This window comes from Microvirga ossetica (assembly GCF_002741015.1).
Lineage (GTDB): Bacteria > Pseudomonadota > Alphaproteobacteria > Rhizobiales > Beijerinckiaceae > Microvirga > Microvirga ossetica.
Window position 1 is genome coordinate 367,066 of record NZ_CP016620.1, and the last position, 18,297, is coordinate 385,362.

Sequence of the window (18,297 nt, forward strand, 5' to 3'; positions counted from 1 at the left end):
AAAATCCAGACAACGTTTGAGAGCCGGAATCTCACGTTATTGATCCGGCTTGGGTGATCTTGAACTACGCGGCATAACGGAAAGATGGATGCCCAAAGTAGCTTCGGATCCGTTCGGGAAGCTTTGTCAGTCGGCGCATGTGGCTGATGACGGCGCGCTTGAGTTCGGGCTTGCTGTGGGCCGGCGGCTTGCGGGTCACGGCGTGCTTCAGGTCAGCATTCAGGCCCTCGTCCGGGTTCAACTCAGGGCTATAGGATGGCAGGTAGAAGACCTCGATCTGCTCCGTGCGCTCGGCCAGCCAGCCCCGTACCGCCTGGGCCCGATGGACCGGCAGGTTGTCCCAGATCAGAAACACCTTGCCCGTAGCATCCTGGATCAGCCGGCCGAGAAAGCGGATCAGGCTCGGGGCCTTGACGGCACCATTGAGCACCATCCAGCGCAGTTCGCTCTTGTTGGTCACAGCCGAGATCAAGCCCAGCCCCGCGCGCTTGTGGCAGGGGTGCACCACAGGCGTCCGGCCCCGCGGGGCGAAGCTGCGACCGCGCACGTCATCGGAGCGCAAGCCGGTCTCGTCCCCCCAGAAGACCGTGCCCTTCTCCCTTCTGGCTCGTGCTGCAATGGCCGGATAGTCCTGCCGCAGCCAGCGCCGCACGGCCTTCGGTGACTGCTCATAGGCCCGTCGGAGCGGCTTCTGGGCCGTGAAGCCCCAGCGCGCCAGATAGGTGCCGATGGTCCGCACCGCCAGCCGGACCCCACATTGCCGCTCGATCAGCATCCGCACCGCCGCCCGGCTCCACAGGCCGAAGGGAAGATCAAGTTCATCGGGCGTGTGCCGGCGGATCAGAGCGCGGATCTGCGCTTCCTGCTGGGACTCGAGAAATCGCCCCGTGCCGGGAGCCGGGCCCCGCGCTCCGCTGGCCAATCCGGCCAGGCCCTGCTCGGCAAAGCGGCGGCAGATATCGAATACGCCTGTCCGGGTCAGGCCCACCTGCGCGGCAATGGCATCATAAGTCAGGCCGCTCTCGCGCAGACCAACCACCTGTCGCCGACGCTCCTCTTGCGCTGCTGCTGGCAGCTTGCGCATGTCGACATGTTTCATCCCGCCAAACTGGATCGATTGGCCCTAGATTTCAAGTTCACCCAAGCCGGATCAATAACTGCCCAAAGCCAACGAGAATCTCAGGTTAAGTGCCCAACCTTTCGTCTCAGCACCCAAGCTAAGTCACTGAAATGGTTAGATCGCCTGTCTCACGCCAAAGTGCCCAGTGACAGCGGCGCCGGTTGATTGCTTCCAAGATGGTGTCCAGCTGGCCTCTCCTTCTCTCGATCGTCATGTACTGGATTAGCCGAACGTGAACGCGAACACCTCTACGCCTGACCCGAGAAACTCGATTTCGAATTGCCGGTTGCCGATGGGTTTGGGCTGCCTAATCAGCTGGTACAGCCTCTGTTCGGTAACGACCCCATTGCCTTCTTCGTCAACGTCAATCCCGTGAGCAGCGCCCAGCGGCTGTCCATCGATCTGCACGCGAAATCTTACGGTCGTTCCTGGTGCTGCCGGGCCCATGACGAGATGAAGGTCGCGGGCGTGAAAACGATATGAGATGCCGCCATTTGGCTTGTTCAAGACCGCGTTTTCCTTCTTCACCGTCCAGTTACCGGACAGCGCCCATTCGTTCAGGCGCAACATGGCGGGCAATTGGTACATGCGGGGCATGTCCAGGGTGACCCCGCCGGGCGAGGCAAAGTTTTCGGTGCGCTCATGGCCGACATAGTTTTCCGCCGACTTCAGGCTGCCCCAATCGGCGGCGGCCTCGATACCGCGGGCATCTACCGACACGGGTTCATGGTCGATCCCGCCATTTCCTGCTTCGGCGAGCAGTTGTTGGATGATCATCTCCGACTGTTCGTATGAACCCTCGCCAAAATGATGGTGTCGAACTCGGCCCTGCGAATCGACGAAATACAGCGCTGGCCAATACTGGTTGTTGAAGGCTCGCCAGATGGCATGGTCGTTGTCCACCGCGACCGGGTAATCGATCCGCATCTCCTTCACGGCCCAGCGAACGTTATTTATGTTCTTCTCAAAAATGAACTCCGGCGCATGGACGCCGATCACCACCAATCCTTGATCCTTGTATTTTTCGGCCCACGCGCGGACATAGGGAGCTGTCCGCAGCCAGTTGATGCAGGTGTAGGTCCAGAAATCGATGAGGACGACTTTTCCGCGCAGAGCCGGCGCCGTCAGTGGCGGCGAATTCAGCCACTCGTCCGCGCGATCAAGAGAGGCCAGTTCAGTCTGACTACCGCTTTGGCCAGAGAGAAGCCCGTGAAGGAACGGAGCCTGTATCTCAGTGGATATGATCGGCTGCGGCACTTTCGTGTCCCCTGCAAGGCCCGAAATCGGCGCCCCCATTGACGTGGCAAGGAAGGCAGCTACCAAGAGCTTGTTTGTGTTCATTGATGAATGCCTCCTGGATTCTGAGCGATGTTGCCGTGCTTGAGCGATGACACGTTCGGGCCATAGAGCGGTTTCTGGGTTGGTCGCCGACCAGCTTGTGCTTGATGAATGGGATGCGTAGCCAGCCCGGTGCGAGCGCGCTGGCGCAGTGCCCGCCCGGCGAGCGGCTGTCGATGACGTCGTAGCCGCAGCTCATGCCGGCAGTTCCTTGCCGGCCTGCTCCGCCACCATGTACTCGGCATACCAGTCAGGCCAGTTCTCATCTCGCTGGCCGCCCGTGCGCGTCTCGTGCTCACCATGGGCGATCGACGCGCGCCGCATTGCACTCGCCAGATCCGATGCGGAGGCGAAACTCGTCGCATTCGAGTCGATCCGGCCTGGGAACCGGGTGGTGACCTCCTGCAACAGCCATTCGTTGCCGTCAGGATCGCTGAACGTGGCGTAAGAGAAGTAACTGCGCCGTGCCGGATCCGGACCACTGAGAGGCGGCTGACCCGGACCCGCACGGTGGAACACTTCGCTCACGTCGGCGCCGCGATCGATGAGCTCGGCACGCGCTGACTGGATGTCCGAGACGACAAGATAAAGTCCGCGTGTCGAGCCCGGCACGGCCGACGGTATCCCGGTGCCGAAGTGAACCGAGCATGGCGAGCCTCGAGGCGTCAACTGGACGACCCGGAATTCTTCACCGACGATGAAATCGGCATCGAGTCGCCAGCCCAAGCCGCCGTAGAAGCGCTTGGCACGATCGACATCCGAAACAGGGATGACGACGACCTCAAGCTTCATGTCGATTGTCCCCGCGGAGGGTGCAACATCTCGTTCGATCATAGTGTCGAGTTGGTTCATGACGATCTCCCTTCACATCCACTTGGTACGCACATGCCGCCTCCAGTGAGCTCACGGGGCGCTCACCTGACCCAGCACGACGAGCGGCTTCCCTTTCTCGACGAGATACGTGGCGAGCTCGGCCGCGTTGACGTTGCCGACATTCCTTGCCGCGTGGGGCGTCCCGGCCGGGATGAACAAGGAGTCGCCAGCCCTGAGCGTGATCGGCAGCTTGCCCTCGAACTGATATTCCAGCGAGCCGTCGAGGACATAGGCGACTTCTTCGCCCGGATGGGTGTGCATGCCGAACACCGCTCCCGGGGCAAAGTCGACACGCACCTGGAGGACCTCGCGTCCGGTCTCACCAAGATCGTGCCGCAGGACCTCGGTGCGCCCGATTCCTGATTGCTGCGCCTGCGCCAATTGCAACGCCAGTCCGCTCCCGGCGAACAGCACCGCTGCCGCAATAATTTGAGTCGTTTTCATGTGAACCTCCTTTCGTCCTTCAAGCATGTGTAGTTGAAGCTATGCGTCATCTGGCAATCACGGATCAGGGCTCAGAACGGGCGTCCCACCAGCGATCCCGACTTAGCCCTGACGACCATGGCTAACGGAGCGATCGGAACGCCGCCCTGAGCTCGGCGCTGAAGAGTTCCGGCTGTTCCCAGGCGGCGAAGTGACCACCCCTGTCGACCTCGTGGAAGTAGACCAGCTTGTGATAGGCGCGCCGGGCCCATGTTTCCGGGGCCCGATAGACCTCTCCCGGAAAGACCGTGATCGCCACCGGCAGCGCGATCTCGACGGTCTTCTCCGCGGTCGCGGACAAGATGTTGGACTTATTCTCCCAGTAGAGCCGCGCGGCCGAGGTCGCGGTGTTCGTCAGCCAGTACAGCGTGATATTGTCCAGCACCTCGTCCGGGGTCTTGTCCGGATCACTGCTGCTATAGGTCCACGTCGCGAAGCCCGGGTGCCCGAGCATCCACGCCGCGAGGCCGGCCGGGGTGTCCGTGATGGCGAAGCCGATCGTCTGCGGCCGCGTACCCATCATCACGGCATACGACCGGTTCCCCATCATCGCGTAGGCGCTGAGCTCGTCGAAGGTCGCGCGTTCCTTGTCGGATAGGCCCGCCGGCACGGGCCCACCGGTAGCTAGTGCCTGGTCCACCTCGGGCGGGATCGTCGCCGGCAAGTTGATATGGATGCCCAGCACGCCCGTGGGCGCCCGGCGTGCCATCGCGCTGGAGACGGGCGAGCCCCAGTCACCGCCCTGGGCGACATAACGGGTGTAGCCGAGGCGCTTCATCAGCTCCGCCCAGGCTCGCGCGATGCGGTCGGGGCCCCAGCCGGTGTCCGTCGGCTTGCCGGAAAAGCCATAGCCCGGCATCGAGGGAAGAACGAGATCGAACGCGTCCTGAGCGCCCCCTCCGTGGGCCGGGGGATCGGTCAGCGGGCCGACGGTCTTGAGCAGCTCGAACACCGAGCCCGGCCAGCCATGGGTCATGATCAGCGGCAGGGCGTTCGGATGCGGCGAGCGGACGTGAATGAAGTGGATGTCGATGCCGTCGATCCTGGTCATGAACTGCGGCAGGGCATTGAGCTTGGCTTCCGCCTTCCGCCAGTCGTAGCCGGTGCCCCAATATTCGACGAGCGGCTTGATGTTCGCGAGCTGGATGCCCTGCGACTGGTCGGGGACCGTCTCCTGGTCCGGCCACCGCGTCGCCGCGATGCGGCGGCGGAGTTCGACCAGCGCCTCTTCCGGAATGTCGGCGCGGAAGGGACGGATTGCAGTATCTTCATTTGGCTGGGCGCTCGCCATCCCAGACACTGGCGCCGGCGTTTCCGCGTGGGCGGCGCCAGGTATCGCTGATAGCGAGAGCAACACCGAAAGGACATATCTGCTGATCACGGCAATTCTCCTCAAGGCGCCTCACGCGTGGAAGTGGGGGGGAGTGCGCTTCCAAGAGCTCAGCGCAGCGACCTGAAGGCCGCCCTCAGTTCCTGAGCAAATATCGTTGGCTGCTCCCACGCGGCGAAGTGGCCGCCCTTTTCGACTCGGTTGTAATAGATGAGCTTGGAGTAGGCCCGCTCTGTCCAGCTCCGCGGGGCCTCGTACTGTTCGCCGGGGAAGACGGTTACCGCCACCGGAATGGAGACACCTTTGGCGTTGAAGAAGCCGCCCTTGTACTCCCAGTAGAGACGGGACGCGGAGACACCCGTGTTCGTCAGCCAATAGAGCGTGATGTTGTCGAGGATCTCATCCCGTGTCAGTTCGCCGGTGGCGCTCGAGGTCCGGTTCAGAGCCGAGGCGACCGCCGCAGCCGGTTGGCCATCAGCATCGTTATGATCCAGGAGCCAGGCGGCAAGCCCGACAGGTGAATCCGCAATGCCGTAGAGGGTTTGCGGACGGGACCCCATCAGCCTGGCGTAGTCGACTTGCTTGAACGTTCTGACCAGTTGATCGTAGGCGCGCGTTTCCTCAGCCGAAAGACCCGATGGTGCTGGGCCGCCGGCCAGGAGCGCCTTGTCGACGTCGGCTGGAACGGTGGCAGGCATGTTGGTGTGGATGGCGAGCAATCCCGCAGGCGCCTGCAAGCCCATCTGGTCGACGACAAACGCACCCCAGTCTCCACCCTGGGCGACGTAGCGGGTGTAACTGAGGCGCTTCATCAGTTCCGGCCAGGATCGAGCCATGCGCTCAGGGCCCCAACCGGTGCTCGTCGGCTTACCGGAAAACCCGTAGCCGGGCATCGACGGAATCACGACGTCGAACGCCTCTTCGGCCATCCCGCCGTGCGCGGTTGGATCGGTCAGAGGTCCGATGAGCTTGATCTGCTCAAGCACCGAGCCCGGCCAGCCATGCGTGATGACCAACGGCAGCGCGTTCGGATGACGCGAACGGACGTGGATGAAGTGAATATCCAATCCGTCGATGTTCGTTACGAATTGCGGGTAGGCATTCAGCTTTTCCTCGGCTTTGCGCCAGTTGTAATCTGCCGCCCAGTACCGCGCGAGTTCGCGCATTGTCGCCAATGGCACGCCCTGCGACTGGTCTGCGACGGTCTCCTTTTCGGGCCACCGGGTCATCTCGATGCGGCGGCGAAGGTCGACGAGCGCCTGCTCCGGGACGTTGATGCGGAAGGGACGGATCGCGGTATCTTCCGTCGATGCCCTTTGTTGCGTGGGATCTGCAGCTACCTGTGAGGGGAGCAGGGCGAGAGCACCCGCAGCTAGCGACGTGGCAAGAATCGCGGCTGCTGAAGTGGCAAGTATGAACATCATCAATCTCCTTGCTGCAGTAGCGAGGCTGGATACAGGTGAATGGTTCCACCCATGACGATGAGCCTCTCGTGTGCCGGCCGGATGACACACGTCAACGGAGTGAGGCGGTGAGGTAATGACCAAGAACGACGGTCTGAATGCAAAAGAGTGGCAGCCGCGATCGTCATCGACGCGGCGCCCCGGAAGCGGCGGCGGTGCTCGTTGACGGCCCTGGGCATTCCGATCCTTTCTATCACTGAAGCCTCCTCACTTGCGGACTACCGCTGATCGACCCTCACGGCGGAGATGTCGATCGTGATCGGCGCGAACCCCTGGTCTGCGATGCCGTCGGCGTCATGGATGTGCACGCGCCGACGTGTCGGGAATACGAACCCGTCGAAGGTCCTGTGGTCATGGGTGTAGTGCGCGACCGGCGGGTTCCCCGTCACGTCGGGCGAATAGTCCATCCGCCGCTGCATGAAGGCATCGTCGTAGTAGAAGACCTGGTCGGGGTTGTGGTTGGCGATCGACTTCGGGAATGTCACCGCCAACCGCCGCCACGTTTGCCCGTCCTCGCTCCACGGAGCGATTTCCTGCGCCACGACGTCGGGATGATTGAAGACAAACGGTTCGGTGAGATAGTTCCAGACGGCTGCACCCGTGAAGTACGCCACCTGGATTGCATCCCAAGGTGTGCTGCCATCGACGAAGGGGGATGGGAACGAGCCGCGGGGAGAGGCTCGTTCATCGACGATCCGGCCGTCGCGGGTCGTGATCGTCACCCGCTCGGGACCGACGTCGAGGACGGAGATGAGGTCGGGCGCCGTGAACGGCTCGAAGGTGATGTGCTCACGATGCGGATCGACCACGACGCTTTGGTTCACGTAGACGTCCGGCCAGCCCCTGGCCGCCCAGAAGGGCCCACCCAGCGACATGTCGGCCGAGATCCTGGTGACCTTGGTCCAGTTCCGCAGGCCGCCATGCGCGTCGAGCACCGCCGTCAATAACCTGTCCATCCCGACACTCCCTCACCCGTCCCGGTCAGCGCAACGATCTGAACGCCGCCCGCAGTTCCGCACTGAAGAGTTCCGGCTGCTCCCAGGCCGCAAAATGCCCGCCCTTGGGCAGGCGATTGTAATGGATCAGGTTCGGGAAGGCCTTCTCGGTCCAACTGCGCGGCGCCGTATAGATCTCGTCGGGAAAGGCGCTCACCGCGACCGGAATGGCAACGCCCTTGGGAGAGAAGAACGCGAGCTTGCTCTCCCAGAACAGACGCCCCGACGAGACAGCCGTCTCGGTCAGCCAGTAGAGCGTGATGTTGTCGAGGATGTCGTCGCGCGTGAGCCCCTCCGACTGCCCGTCGAAGACGCGTCCGATGAGCTTCTGGCTGGCCGGATCATGGTCGAGCATCCATGCGGCCAGGCCGATGGGCGAGTCCTCCAGGGCGTAGAGCGTCTGCGGGCGGGCGCCCATTTCCTGCGCGTAGCCGACACGGTGCTTGTAGAAGAAGTCGAGCTGGTCCCAGGCATACTTCTCGTCGCCCGAGAGACCCGTGGGCACTGGCCCGCCGGCCAGCGCCGCCGAGATGTTGTCGGGCAGGGTTCCCGGCATGTTGGTGTGGATGCCAAGCAGCCCTGTTGGCTTTTGGAGCGCCATTTGCTCGGAGATGGCATCGCCCCAATCGCCGCCCTGCGCGACATATCGCTGGTAGCCCAGGCGATCCATCAGGGTTGCCCAGGCGCGCGCGATGCGCTGCGGATCCCATCCGAGTTCGGTGGGCTTGCCGGAGAAGCCGTACCCCGGGATCGAGGGAATGACGACGTCGAAGGCGTCTGTCGCGTTCCCACCGTGAGAGGTCGGGTTGGTCAGCGGCTCGATGATCTTGATCTGCTCGATGATCGACCCCGGCCAGCCGTGCGTGATGATCACCGGCAGCGCGTTCGAATCCTTCGATTTGACGTGGATGAAGTGGATGTCGACGCCGTCGATGTTGGTGACGAACTGCGGCAGTGCGGAAAGCCGCTCCTCGACCTTTCTCCAGTCGTACCGGTTCGCCCAGTAGTCGGCGAGTTTCTGCATGGTCGCGAGCCGCACGCCCTGCGAGTCGTCCGCGACCAGCTCCCGACTGGGCCATCGCGTTGCCTTGATCCGCCGCTTGAGGTCGGCCAGCGCCTCGTCGGATGCGCGGAACTTGAATGGCCGGCTCGCCGTGCCCTCAGCCGCCGTGCCCACCTGGGCGGACTGCGCGTCCACCCGCGTGGGAAGCACGCCGATGGCAACCGCCACTGCCGATGTGGCAAGAAGCACTGCGGCCGAACTGCTGAGAAGGGACATCGTCATTCTCCTTGGTGATCAGGCGAGTACGCTGTTCAGGAGGGAAGTCGACAACGCTGTCGATCGGACGAAGACGCGGTTCGGGAAAGAGGTCCGCAACACTGTCGATCGGGATCGGCCCGCCGGGAGCCTGGGTCCAACGCAGGGACGCTCACAGGCCGGGCAGGATACGCCTTCCAGCGTGGTTGACAATGGAAACACCGGCCCCAGAAGAGGCCTTGCCTTCACGCTATCTTGAAGTGCCTTTCCGCGGCCCGTGGAAATGCATCTGCGATGGGTGGATGGTTCGGATGCCGAGCTTGCCGCGTCGTGGCCTGGTGTTCGGCTTCAGCCACGGAGATCCGGGGCTGTGTGTCCAGATAGCCCTCCTCGGTCTTGCAGACGGGAGCGTACGGTTTGCCCAGTCCCCGCTTCTACGGGTTCCTGACCGCCGGTGAGGGTCCAAACCGACTTGGAACCTGCATCTGTTGAAGAAAAGCCGCGCTTTTGGGCTGATCCAGTTCATGGAACCGCTCATCGGCCGATCCGTTGCACATGGTTGAGGCTTTCATGCCACCCAGCCCGAGCGCCCCAGCACTCTCGTCTGAGTGCGGACAAGGGAGGTGGAGCGGCCATGAGCAGCAGCCAGGATAGCCAGGCACCGGTGATTGTCCTCCTTGCCGAGGATGAAACGCTGGTTCGGATGGTGGCTGCCGAGATGCTGAGGGAAGAGGACAGCTTCAAGGTCATCGAGGCTGCTGATGCGGACCAGGCCCTGACCGTGCTTGAGGCGACGACAAACGTACAGGCCCTCGTGACCGACGTGGAAATGCCCGGTTCCCTGGATGGCTTCACGCTCGCCCGGCTGGTGCGGCAGGCTTGGCCTCACATCGGCATCGTCGTGACTTCAGGTAGAGTGAGACCTGGGCCAAGGGATCTTCCATCCGGCACCCTCTTCATAGCCAAGCCCTACAGCTTGGCGGCTCTGGTGGATGCCGTACGGACGGTCCTCCATCCACCTCAGGCAGGCAACGCGTCCAAAACCTCTGTTTCTATGCTCCCCGCTGGCTCCAACGTCGGTCAGCCCGACACCGGCATCGGCATCTCGGGCGGCCTCGCACAGCCCCTTCCTGAGGCTGAGGAATAAAAACGGCATTCGGAATCAAACAGCACCAGATCTCCGTGCCCGAAGCGCTTCACTCTTGCGGGGAGAGCAACAACTTGGCCAGCCGGCGCCTAGCGTCCTCGGCGATCCCGAATGCGAGGCCCTACACCGACACCAGCGCCGAGCAGGGCGAATACTTCCTCATGTCTGAGAACTCGATCAAGCTCACCGATGACCTCCGGGTATTCCTGGAACGTTGATGTTCCATGAAGGCTGATGGTCCGGACCGGGTCAACCATTCACATTCCGGCCGCTCAACGAACGTCGGCTTTTAAGCGCCGAAGCGGACCAAGCGCTTACGTCTCAGGAGTGCCAATTGGAGACATTCCGGGCTCACAGCGCCTTCCAAATCACCGGCCGCTTACACGTTGAAATTCGCTGGAGCCCATTTAGGAAAGACGCGAGCGACAGCCACTGATGCAGCCAAAGCGTTGCCGGTGCCGCCAGCCTCCCCTTTTTCCAAGTCACCTTCGTCCTTCGCTACGGGTGGTCGTCATTACCCTCCGTAGGACCTCAAAAATCACTGCGGTCGACCAACCGAACAACAGCACGCCGTTCATCGCCGTCATCGGCCCAAGCAAATGCCAGCGCTCCACCGGTGTCACGTCGCCGTAGCCGAGCGTCGAGTAGTTCACGAAGGCGAAGTAAATGAGATCGGTGTCGTCAGGTGCAGCACCGACGATTGCGTAAGCCAAGGCCCAAACGAGCACCTCCGCAAGGTGCGCGGCCATCAGGAACGACACGGTCGCAATCATGACGGCGATCAATCGAAGCGATTGACGGAACGTTGCAATCGCAACCGCGGTGCGCGCCGCCCATAGTACGGCCGCCATCAACAACGCATGGATGGCAATGTTGCCAAGACTGACGGCAGCACCCACGAGAATTTGGCGCAACATGCAGACCGCTCCGGTGAGCCGATCAGGGGACCTGGGGTGGCAACAGATAAAGCGTCATCGCGAAGATCAGGTACACCAGCAGCACGAGCACGCCGACAAACCACGCCGAGCGCCCGCTGTTGGTCACCAGGGACACGGTCATCGTGGCGATGAGCATCATGACCACTGCACCCGGCCAGAATTGCAGGTTCATCGGTGCCGGGCCGATGAGGTAACTGAGCAACACCAGCACCGGGGCGACGAAGAGTGCGATCTGGGCCGAGCTTCCCAGCGCAATGCCCACGCTCAGGTCGAGCCGGTTCTTGCGCGCGCCGGCAAAGGCTGAGGCCATCTCCGCCGCAGCGCCCACCAACGCCACGACGACGAAACCCACGAATGCGGGGGTCATCCCGAACGCCACCGCCGCCTGCTGCACTGATTCGATGAACACCTCGCTCACCAGCGCGACCAGGATCGTGACACCGGCCAGCGTGGCCAGAGCCAAGCCCATGGGCCACGGCGCCTCGCCGGTTTCGGCATGATCCGCGCCACCGAAGAATTCGCGATGTGTCTTGAGCGTGAACAGCAGGCCCAATCCGTAGGCGGCGATGAGCAGCACGGACAGGCTCACGCTCAACCTGTCGGTCACCGCCGATCCTGCGGTGGGATCGGCTCCAGAGACCGCCGAGGGCATCAGCAACGCGATCGTGGCCAGAAAGAGCAGGCCCGCTTGCAGGCGGGCGTTGCCCCGGTTGTATTCCTGTACGTGGTGCTTGAGTCCGCCGAGCAGGAACGACGCGCCCAGCATGAACAACGAGTTGGTGACGATCGCCCCGGCGATGGAGGCCTTCACGAGCCCGTATTGCCCGGCGCGCAACGCGGCCAGCGCGATGATCAGTTCGGTCAGGTTCCCGAGCGTGGCGTTGAGCAGGCCGCCGACCGCATCGCCCGTCTTGGCCGCCACGGATTCGGTGGCGTGGCTCAGCAGCACGGCCAGTGGCACGATGGCCAGGACGGACAGCACGAACAGCAGCGTGTGCGCTTCGGGCGTGAGCGTGTGAGCGGCGAACACCACGGGCACGAAGGCCAGCAGCCAGAGCAGCGGATTGTGGCGGATTTCCTTAAGCAAAGGGTTCATAGGTGCAGCCTCGGCCAATTTCGGTTGCGCCTACTTCTCTCAAGTATCGCTCAGGCGCTGCACGACAGAAGCATCCTAGCATCGCCGCCAAGTTTCGCAGAACACCCTTTATGGAACTCCTTGCAGTGCCCTCCCGGATGACCGTACGGGCGAGTGCTGCTTGCCCTTCACAAAGACAATCAGCTGAAGCGGGAAGGCGGGCGTGAATGAGAACTTCCCGCCTTCCTTGGTTGCTAACGCTAGCCAATCGGATCGATCTCATCCACCAGACGAAGCAGGTCGGTCATCAGAAACGTACCAGGTTTTGCTGCCGGCAACGTCGGCTTCCAGTTCTTTGCCTGCCACAGGAATGATTTTGTGTCTCCGTGGATCAGACCCACGAACACCTCAGAGATGAGGATCGAGCCCACAGGACCTAAGCGCTCGCCGTTATGGCGGACCTGCGCCTCCTTCAGGATGTAGTACCAAAGCGGGGTTGCTTTATCGAGGCCCTGCTTTTTGGCCACCTGTCCCTCCGGACCACTCGCGATCTCTTGGGGCGTGAGTGGGTTCTTGATCCTCATTGCCTTGGCAACGTCTTGGCCTGAGGGCAATCCGAGATTGACGCCGCGCTTCATGTTCCGGAACGCTAGATTGCCCCCACCGCCAGGCAGGGTGTGCAGTTCTGGGATAAGGAACGGGTCCAGCTTCCGTGCATGGTTGAGGGTGAAATCGGGTGTGCCTTCCGGGGTGGCGAGATCGTAGAAGCGGCGCCAGTCAATGATCCAATTGCTCGGCAGCACAGGAACCGGCAGGGGGGCTGTGGGCGGGTTCGGAGCAAGATCACCGATGATTTGGCCTGAGAGGCCACTAAAGCCAAAAATCAGGCTGAAATCAGCAGGGGGATTATGAAAGACCCGGTTGTGGCTGTAGGTCTGCCGAACCATGCTATGGCCGAGTCTGTAGGCAGCAGCCGAAAACTCGACCGGCATATAGGGCGTCTTCTTAAAACGGTAGTACTTACGCCCGTCGTTAAGGATCCTCGCGACGATCCCGGGTTCAGTGAGACGTTCCACAAAATCGTGGAGCACCATCCACTGATAGTGCCATGTTACTGTTTGGCGTGCCTCGGCAAAGATATCGGCTGGCGGTGTGGGAGATCCCGCGATCAGATCACAAACCTTGTTGTGGAACTTCAGGAAGGCGAGATGCGTCTGAGCGACGAGCAGGTTTTCATCGTTGCGATGGTCGCCGATCAGAGCGAAGCCTTCAGGGCTGCGGGGAAGATCGTTGCGGAAGTTCCCAGTGACGCCGCCGAAATCGACATTGATGTTCTTGCCGATGAGCAGTTTGGGGCCGTGCTTGCTCGTATTCTCAGGGTTGCGGGCATACAGATGCGGGCTTCCGTCCGGCCCGAGGCCATATACTGCGTCAAGATCCAAGCTTGGGGTTCGGAAGTTCTCAATGCCGAGCGGATCCTTGTCCTTCTCGGAAAGGGAAGTCAGATCGAGAGTGATGTCATGGTCGATGAACTGTCCCAGGTAGGTGAAGCCTGCAGGGACATGAGGGTTGTCGCGAGTGGTATCAGTCGGATCAGGATCCAGCATCGCGGCAGCAAGCGCCTGCAGCTTGGCATCACTCACCTCTAGCGGTGGGAGCCTTGGGAACATACGACCAAACATGCCCGGATCTTTGTGGCCGGACAGGGTATCAAGATGTTCTCGCTTTGGATGACGACCAGCGATGCCATGCCCGGGGATGACCTTCACGGCATCGGCCGACATAGACGTTGTTTTGAGAATTTCCTTTGCTGGGGTAGCCGCTGCCCTGCCCGCAGGGGTCTTTGACGCAGGTGCCGTTACATCATTTGGCATTGGATCCCCTTGTTCTCGCTCCGGGTTAGAGCGTGTTTCCCAACATGCTTTTCTCTACTTGTCTCTGACCTACCGACTCGGGTGTTATGTGCCAAGTTATGTCTTATGTTGACTCTAGACCTCGGTAAGGATGACACGTGTGCACTGGAGCACAAAGCGGAAATTCCAAGAAGTGCCTATATGGAACCGGATAGCGTGACTTTTCAACGTATTCGAAAGCTGATTTTCGGGGAACCCACTCGACCCCTGTAAACATCCAATTTAACCCGCCCTGACAAGAGCCACAGCCTGTCGATGATTACTTGGAAATGCTTTCAAGAGAATTCACCGTCTGGGCGTTATGGAAACTAGCGCTGATGACATTTCGATTTCCGTCCAGGTATATGCTCCAACCACGGGATGGTCCGCAGTGGGTCAAACCAGGATATTCCCTGCTCTTTAGGAGCGCCTGGTGTTGCCGCCGTAAGCTGACATTTCGCTTACTTCAGCCCGTACCATGAACCGGCATTCTGCTATTGGGCAGCAACATCAGCGGCGAACATCTGGATCAGCGGCGAACATCTGGTCACAAAGTTTGGGTGTGCCTCACTCGATCACCTCGTCGGCGGCGGCCAATAGGCTTGGCGGTACTGTGAGGCCCAGCGCCTTTGCGGTCCCGAGATTGACGACGAGCGCGTATCGCGTCGGTGCCTGAATCGGCAACTCGCCCGGGTTGGCGCCCCGGAGAATCCGATCCATGTAGGAGGCGATACCTCGGTAAAGCCCCTCAGTGGTGGGACCGTAGGCGAGCAGCCCGCCTGTTGCCGCCATGTAGCGGGTGCCATAGATCGCTGGCACACGATACTGTTCCGCAAGGTCGATGATCAAGCGCCGCTGCGAAAAGGTAAAGACATCCGGCAGAACAAGAAGAGCCCCGCCAGGCTCGGCTGCAAGAGTTGCAATCACAGGCTCGATCCCGGACGCATCCTGGGCGAAAGCCAGGATCGGCTCAATCGAAAGTGAGGCCGCGACCGCCTCAAACTCGCGTACGAAAGGCGACGCACGATTGCGGGCGGTCTCAGGGTTGAACAGGATCGCCGCTCGCTGCACTCGCGGGTCGACCTCCGTGAGAAGTTGCAACCATTTGCCTCCGAGCGAAGGCTCAAAGGTTGTGAACCCGGTCACGTTGCCGCTTGGGCGGGAGAGATTGCCGACGATGCCATTCCCGACCGGGTCGGCAATCTCGAAAAAGAGCACCGGGATGCTGCGGGTTTCGGCGAGCACTGCAAGTGTCGCGGGCGTCCCGTTTGTCACAATGAGATCGGGGTGCGCTACGACGGCCTCCTTTGCCAGCATCGACAGTTGAGCCGGGGTTGTCGCCACGTGCATCTCGACGCGCACATTGCTGCCCCTCCTCCAACCCAGCGGCTGGAGGTGCTCGGCAACTTCCCCCCAGTCATTCCGCGCGAGAAGGGTCCAGGTTTCCACCCAACCGATCCGCCGAATTCGACCCGACACCTGGGCCGCCGGCTGTGTCGGACGGAGCAGCGCCGATGCGCAGAGGAGCTGGACGAGATCGCGCCGCCTCATGCGACCACCTCTTCAAGCGAGTTGCTGGAGGCTACCATGGAATGGCATCAGCCACAGCCTGAGAGATTCCATCCAATCGCTGGCGAGGGCCTGAGCGCCCGAGGGACACCCTATGGGGGCCTCGCGGAACCTGATACTTTGATGTGCCTGCTAGGCTAGCGAACCGGGATGCCGAATTGCAGGCCGCCCTTGGTCCAGAGGGCGTTCTGACCGCGCTTGATCTTCAGGCGCGAGTCTTCGCCGACGTTCTTCTCGAACACCTCGCCGTAGGTGCCCACGTGCTTGATGATGCGGACGGCCCAGTCATTGGTCAGGCCGATGGCCTCGCCGAACTTGCCCTCCGTACCGAGAAGCCGCTTGATCTCCGGGTTCTCGGAGGTCTTCATCTGCTCGACGTTCACCTTCGTGATGCCAAGCTCTTCGGCGTTCAGCATGGCATTATGCGTCCAGCGCACGATATCGCCCCATTGGTTATCGCCATGGCGCACCACTGGACCCAGCGGCTCCTTCGAGATGATCTCGGGCAGAATGAGGTCTTCATCAGGGTTCGAGACCCACGAGCGGGCAACATAGAGGCCAGAGACATCGGTCGTGAAGGCATCGCAGCGGCCGGCATCATAGGCTTTCTTCGCCTCATCCGCCGTGGCGAAGAGGGCGGCCTGGTACTTCATGTTGTTGGCGCGGAAGTAGTCGGCGAGGTTCAGCTCGGTGGTGGTGCCCTGCTGGGTGCAGATCGATTTGGCGTTCAGCTCCTTAGCCGAGGAGACGCCAAGCTTTTTGCGGACCATGAAGCCCTGACCGTCGAAGTAGGTAACCGCCGGGAAGTCGAGGCCGAGCTGCGTGTCGCGCGACATGGTCATGGTGGAGTTGCGGGACAGCACGTCCACTTCGCCTGCCTGAAGCGCGGAGAAGCGATCCTTGGCATTGAGGGGGATGAAGCGAACCTTGGTCGGGTCATCGAAGATGGTGGCGGCGATGGCGCGACAGAACTCCACGTCGAAGCCCGTCCAGTTGCCCTGGGCATCGGGCATGCCAAAGCCAATGGAGCCGCTGCTCGCACCGCAGGTCAGAAAACCCTTCTGCTTCACGCTGGCGAGCGTCACCTGGGCCGAGGCGCCAGTCGCAACCACGCTTGCCGTCAGGCCGAAGGCGATCGCTACGAGCATCTTTGTCATACCGGTGCCTCCCGTGATGTCGGTTGCGACGCGAAGCCACCGGCGGCGTGGCCGTTGTCCGCCAGTGGACCTTTATGAATGTGCGACTCAGGGCACCTCGCGCGACAGAGTCGACCCTCCTATACCACCAGATCTCCTCCCGCAGGACCGGCTCGGCAACCGGCCGAGAGACGCAACTTCACCGTGGACGAGCGGTTCGCTCAAATTGGCGCAACATCTGGTTGCCACGCTCTACGGCTGCGTCAAGCGCCGCCTTGGCGGTCTTCTGTCCGGCGAGCGTCGCCTCGATCTCCTCGGCCCAGACATCACGCAGTTGCACCATGTTGCCGAGGCGCAGACCGCGCGAGTGCTCCGTCGGCTCCTTGTTGCTGAGCTCCTGCAAAGGCACTTCGAGGATCGGGTTCTTGTCGTAGAAGCCAGACGCCTTCGTTGTCTCGTAGGCGGCCTTGGTGATCGGCAAATAGCCTGTCTCCTGATGCAAGCGCACCTGGCGATCCGTGTCGGACAGGAACGTGAAGAACTTGGCCACGCCCTTGTACTCCTCGGGCTTCTTGCCGCCCATCACCCACAGCGACGCGCCACCGATGATCGAGTTCTGCGGCGCATCCTTCACGTCCGGGTAGTACGGCATCGGAGCTGCCGTGAAATCGAACTTCGCATTCGCTCTCACGTCGCCATAGAAGGCCGAGGAATTCAGGAAGATCGGGCATTCTCGAGAGGTAAAGCGACCCGAACCTCTGAAGTCGCGGCCGGAATAGTCAAAGGTCTTGTCCTTCTGCAGGTTCACCAGAGTCTCTAAGTGCCTGACATGCAGGGGTGAGTTGAACTTCAGCTGTGTGTCGAGACCATCGAGCCCATTTGCCTTGGTGGCCAGCGGGATGTTGTGCCAGGCGGAGAACTGCTCGAGCATCGCCCAGGTGATAAAGGCAGTGGAGAAGCCGCAACTTTGGTGGCCTGCAGCCTGTAGCTTCCTGGCCGCATCGAAGGTCTCCGGCCACGTCTTTGGAATCTCGGAAATATTAGCGCTCTTCAGAGCGTCCCGGTTCACCCACATCACCATGGAGGATGAGTTGAAGGGAAACGAAAGCATCTCGCCCCTGCTCGTCGAGTAGTAGCCGGTGATCGCGGGAAGATAGGCTCTCGGATCGAACGTCTCACCCGTTTCCGCCATCAGCTGATATACCGGCTTCACCGCACCGGGCGCAGCCATCATGGTGGCGGTGCCGACCTCGAACACCTGCAGGATATGGGCGCCGCCGCCCGCACGGAACGCTGCGATGCCGGCATCCAGCGTCTCCGCATAGGTGCCCTTGAAGGTAGGCGCGACCTTGTACTCGCTCTGGCTCGCATTGAACTCCTGGGCGAGCCTGTTCACGACCTCGTTGTTGACGCCGGTCATGGCGTGCCACCACTGGATCTCGGTCTGGGCAAGCGATGATGTCGAGCCAAGGCTCAGCATCAGGGTGGCAAGAACAACCGTCTTTTTCACTGATAGCCCTGCGGGACCGATGGAAGCTTGGCGGCGCGCCCTAGGCCGCGCAGGTATCGCCTTCCAGCCGAGCCTGATCGAGCGCGAGCGGCCTGCGGCGTTGGTATCCATGACGGTACCCAGCTTGTGGTCCATAGAGCGTTCCATCGCTGGTCCAGTCGACCTGCCGA

At 61.6% G+C, this 18,297-nt stretch carries 16 protein-coding genes; 2 read left to right on the forward strand and 14 right to left on the reverse strand.

Annotation, left to right across the window (positions count from 1 at the left end; genetic code table 11):
- Positions 1 to 64 precede the first annotated feature (64 nt).
- From BB934_RS44740 to BB934_RS44775, 8 genes are all read right to left on the reverse strand, one after another.
- Positions 65 to 1,099: an IS630 family transposase gene (locus BB934_RS44740; RefSeq protein WP_099515955.1), complete on the reverse strand. Its 1,035-nt coding sequence runs from the start codon at positions 1,097 to 1,099 to the stop codon at positions 65 to 67.
- Between the two features lie 243 nt (positions 1,100 to 1,342).
- The gene (locus BB934_RS44745) at positions 1,343 to 2,461 is read right to left on the reverse strand and encodes a thioredoxin family protein (RefSeq protein ID WP_099515956.1); all 1,119 of its coding nucleotides are present in this window, start codon (positions 2,459 to 2,461) and stop codon (positions 1,343 to 1,345) included.
- A gap of 192 nt (positions 2,462 to 2,653) precedes the next feature.
- On the reverse strand, positions 2,654 to 3,310 hold the full coding sequence (locus BB934_RS44750; RefSeq protein WP_099515957.1) for a VOC family protein: 657 nt from the start codon (positions 3,308 to 3,310) through the stop codon (positions 2,654 to 2,656).
- Positions 3,311 to 3,361: 51 nt separating this feature from the next.
- On the reverse strand, positions 3,362 to 3,775 hold the full coding sequence (locus BB934_RS44755) for a cupin domain-containing protein (protein WP_099515958.1): 414 nt from the start codon (positions 3,773 to 3,775) through the stop codon (positions 3,362 to 3,364).
- 121 nt (positions 3,776 to 3,896) lie between these two features.
- Complete coding sequence (locus tag BB934_RS44760; RefSeq protein WP_099515959.1) at positions 3,897 to 5,105, reverse strand: epoxide hydrolase family protein; 1,209 nt, start codon at positions 5,103 to 5,105, stop codon at positions 3,897 to 3,899.
- Positions 5,106 to 5,254: 149 nt separating this feature from the next.
- Complete coding sequence (locus tag BB934_RS44765; protein ID WP_099515960.1) at positions 5,255 to 6,565, reverse strand: epoxide hydrolase family protein; 1,311 nt, start codon at positions 6,563 to 6,565, stop codon at positions 5,255 to 5,257.
- Between the two features lie 260 nt (positions 6,566 to 6,825).
- Positions 6,826 to 7,563 (reverse strand): hypothetical protein, encoded by a 738-nt coding sequence (locus BB934_RS44770; RefSeq protein WP_099515961.1) that lies wholly within the window; start codon positions 7,561 to 7,563, stop codon positions 6,826 to 6,828.
- A 25-nt stretch (positions 7,564 to 7,588) separates the two neighbouring features.
- On the reverse strand, positions 7,589 to 8,881 hold the full coding sequence (locus tag BB934_RS44775) for an epoxide hydrolase family protein (RefSeq protein ID WP_099515962.1): 1,293 nt from the start codon (positions 8,879 to 8,881) through the stop codon (positions 7,589 to 7,591).
- Positions 8,882 to 9,494: 613 nt separating this feature from the next.
- Between BB934_RS44775 and BB934_RS50055 the strand changes: the two genes are divergently transcribed.
- Entirely contained in the window at positions 9,495 to 10,007 is a 513-nt protein-coding gene (locus tag BB934_RS50055; protein ID WP_099515963.1) for a response regulator, read from the forward strand.
- A gap of 74 nt (positions 10,008 to 10,081) precedes the next feature.
- Entirely contained in the window at positions 10,082 to 10,225 is a 144-nt protein-coding gene (locus BB934_RS48240; protein WP_157934728.1) for a hypothetical protein, read from the forward strand.
- Between the two features lie 264 nt (positions 10,226 to 10,489).
- On the opposite strand, the gene BB934_RS44785 is transcribed toward BB934_RS48240, so the two are convergent.
- From BB934_RS44785 to ugpB, 6 genes are all read right to left on the reverse strand, one after another.
- A complete protein-coding gene (locus BB934_RS44785; RefSeq protein WP_099515964.1) occupies positions 10,490 to 10,924 on the reverse strand; it encodes a potassium channel family protein in 435 nt (144 codons plus the stop codon).
- A 22-nt stretch (positions 10,925 to 10,946) separates the two neighbouring features.
- Positions 10,947 to 12,041, reverse strand: coding sequence for a calcium/proton exchanger (gene cax, locus BB934_RS44790; protein WP_099515965.1), 1,095 nt, complete (start codon positions 12,039 to 12,041; stop codon positions 10,947 to 10,949).
- A gap of 239 nt (positions 12,042 to 12,280) precedes the next feature.
- The gene (locus tag BB934_RS44795) at positions 12,281 to 13,804 is read right to left on the reverse strand and encodes a peroxidase family protein (protein ID WP_099514567.1); all 1,524 of its coding nucleotides are present in this window, start codon (positions 13,802 to 13,804) and stop codon (positions 12,281 to 12,283) included.
- A gap of 675 nt (positions 13,805 to 14,479) precedes the next feature.
- The gene (locus BB934_RS44800) at positions 14,480 to 15,463 is read right to left on the reverse strand and encodes an ABC transporter substrate-binding protein (RefSeq protein WP_099515966.1); all 984 of its coding nucleotides are present in this window, start codon (positions 15,461 to 15,463) and stop codon (positions 14,480 to 14,482) included.
- Positions 15,464 to 15,618: 155 nt separating this feature from the next.
- On the reverse strand, positions 15,619 to 16,638 hold the full coding sequence (locus BB934_RS44805; protein WP_099515967.1) for an amino acid ABC transporter substrate-binding protein: 1,020 nt from the start codon (positions 16,636 to 16,638) through the stop codon (positions 15,619 to 15,621).
- A gap of 178 nt (positions 16,639 to 16,816) precedes the next feature.
- Positions 16,817 to 18,262 carry a sn-glycerol-3-phosphate ABC transporter substrate-binding protein UgpB gene (ugpB, locus tag BB934_RS44810; protein ID WP_257792393.1) on the reverse strand — a complete coding sequence of 482 codons (1,446 nt, stop codon included), beginning with the start codon at positions 18,260 to 18,262 and terminating at the stop codon, positions 16,817 to 16,819.
- Between the last annotated feature and the right edge of the window lie 35 nt (positions 18,263 to 18,297).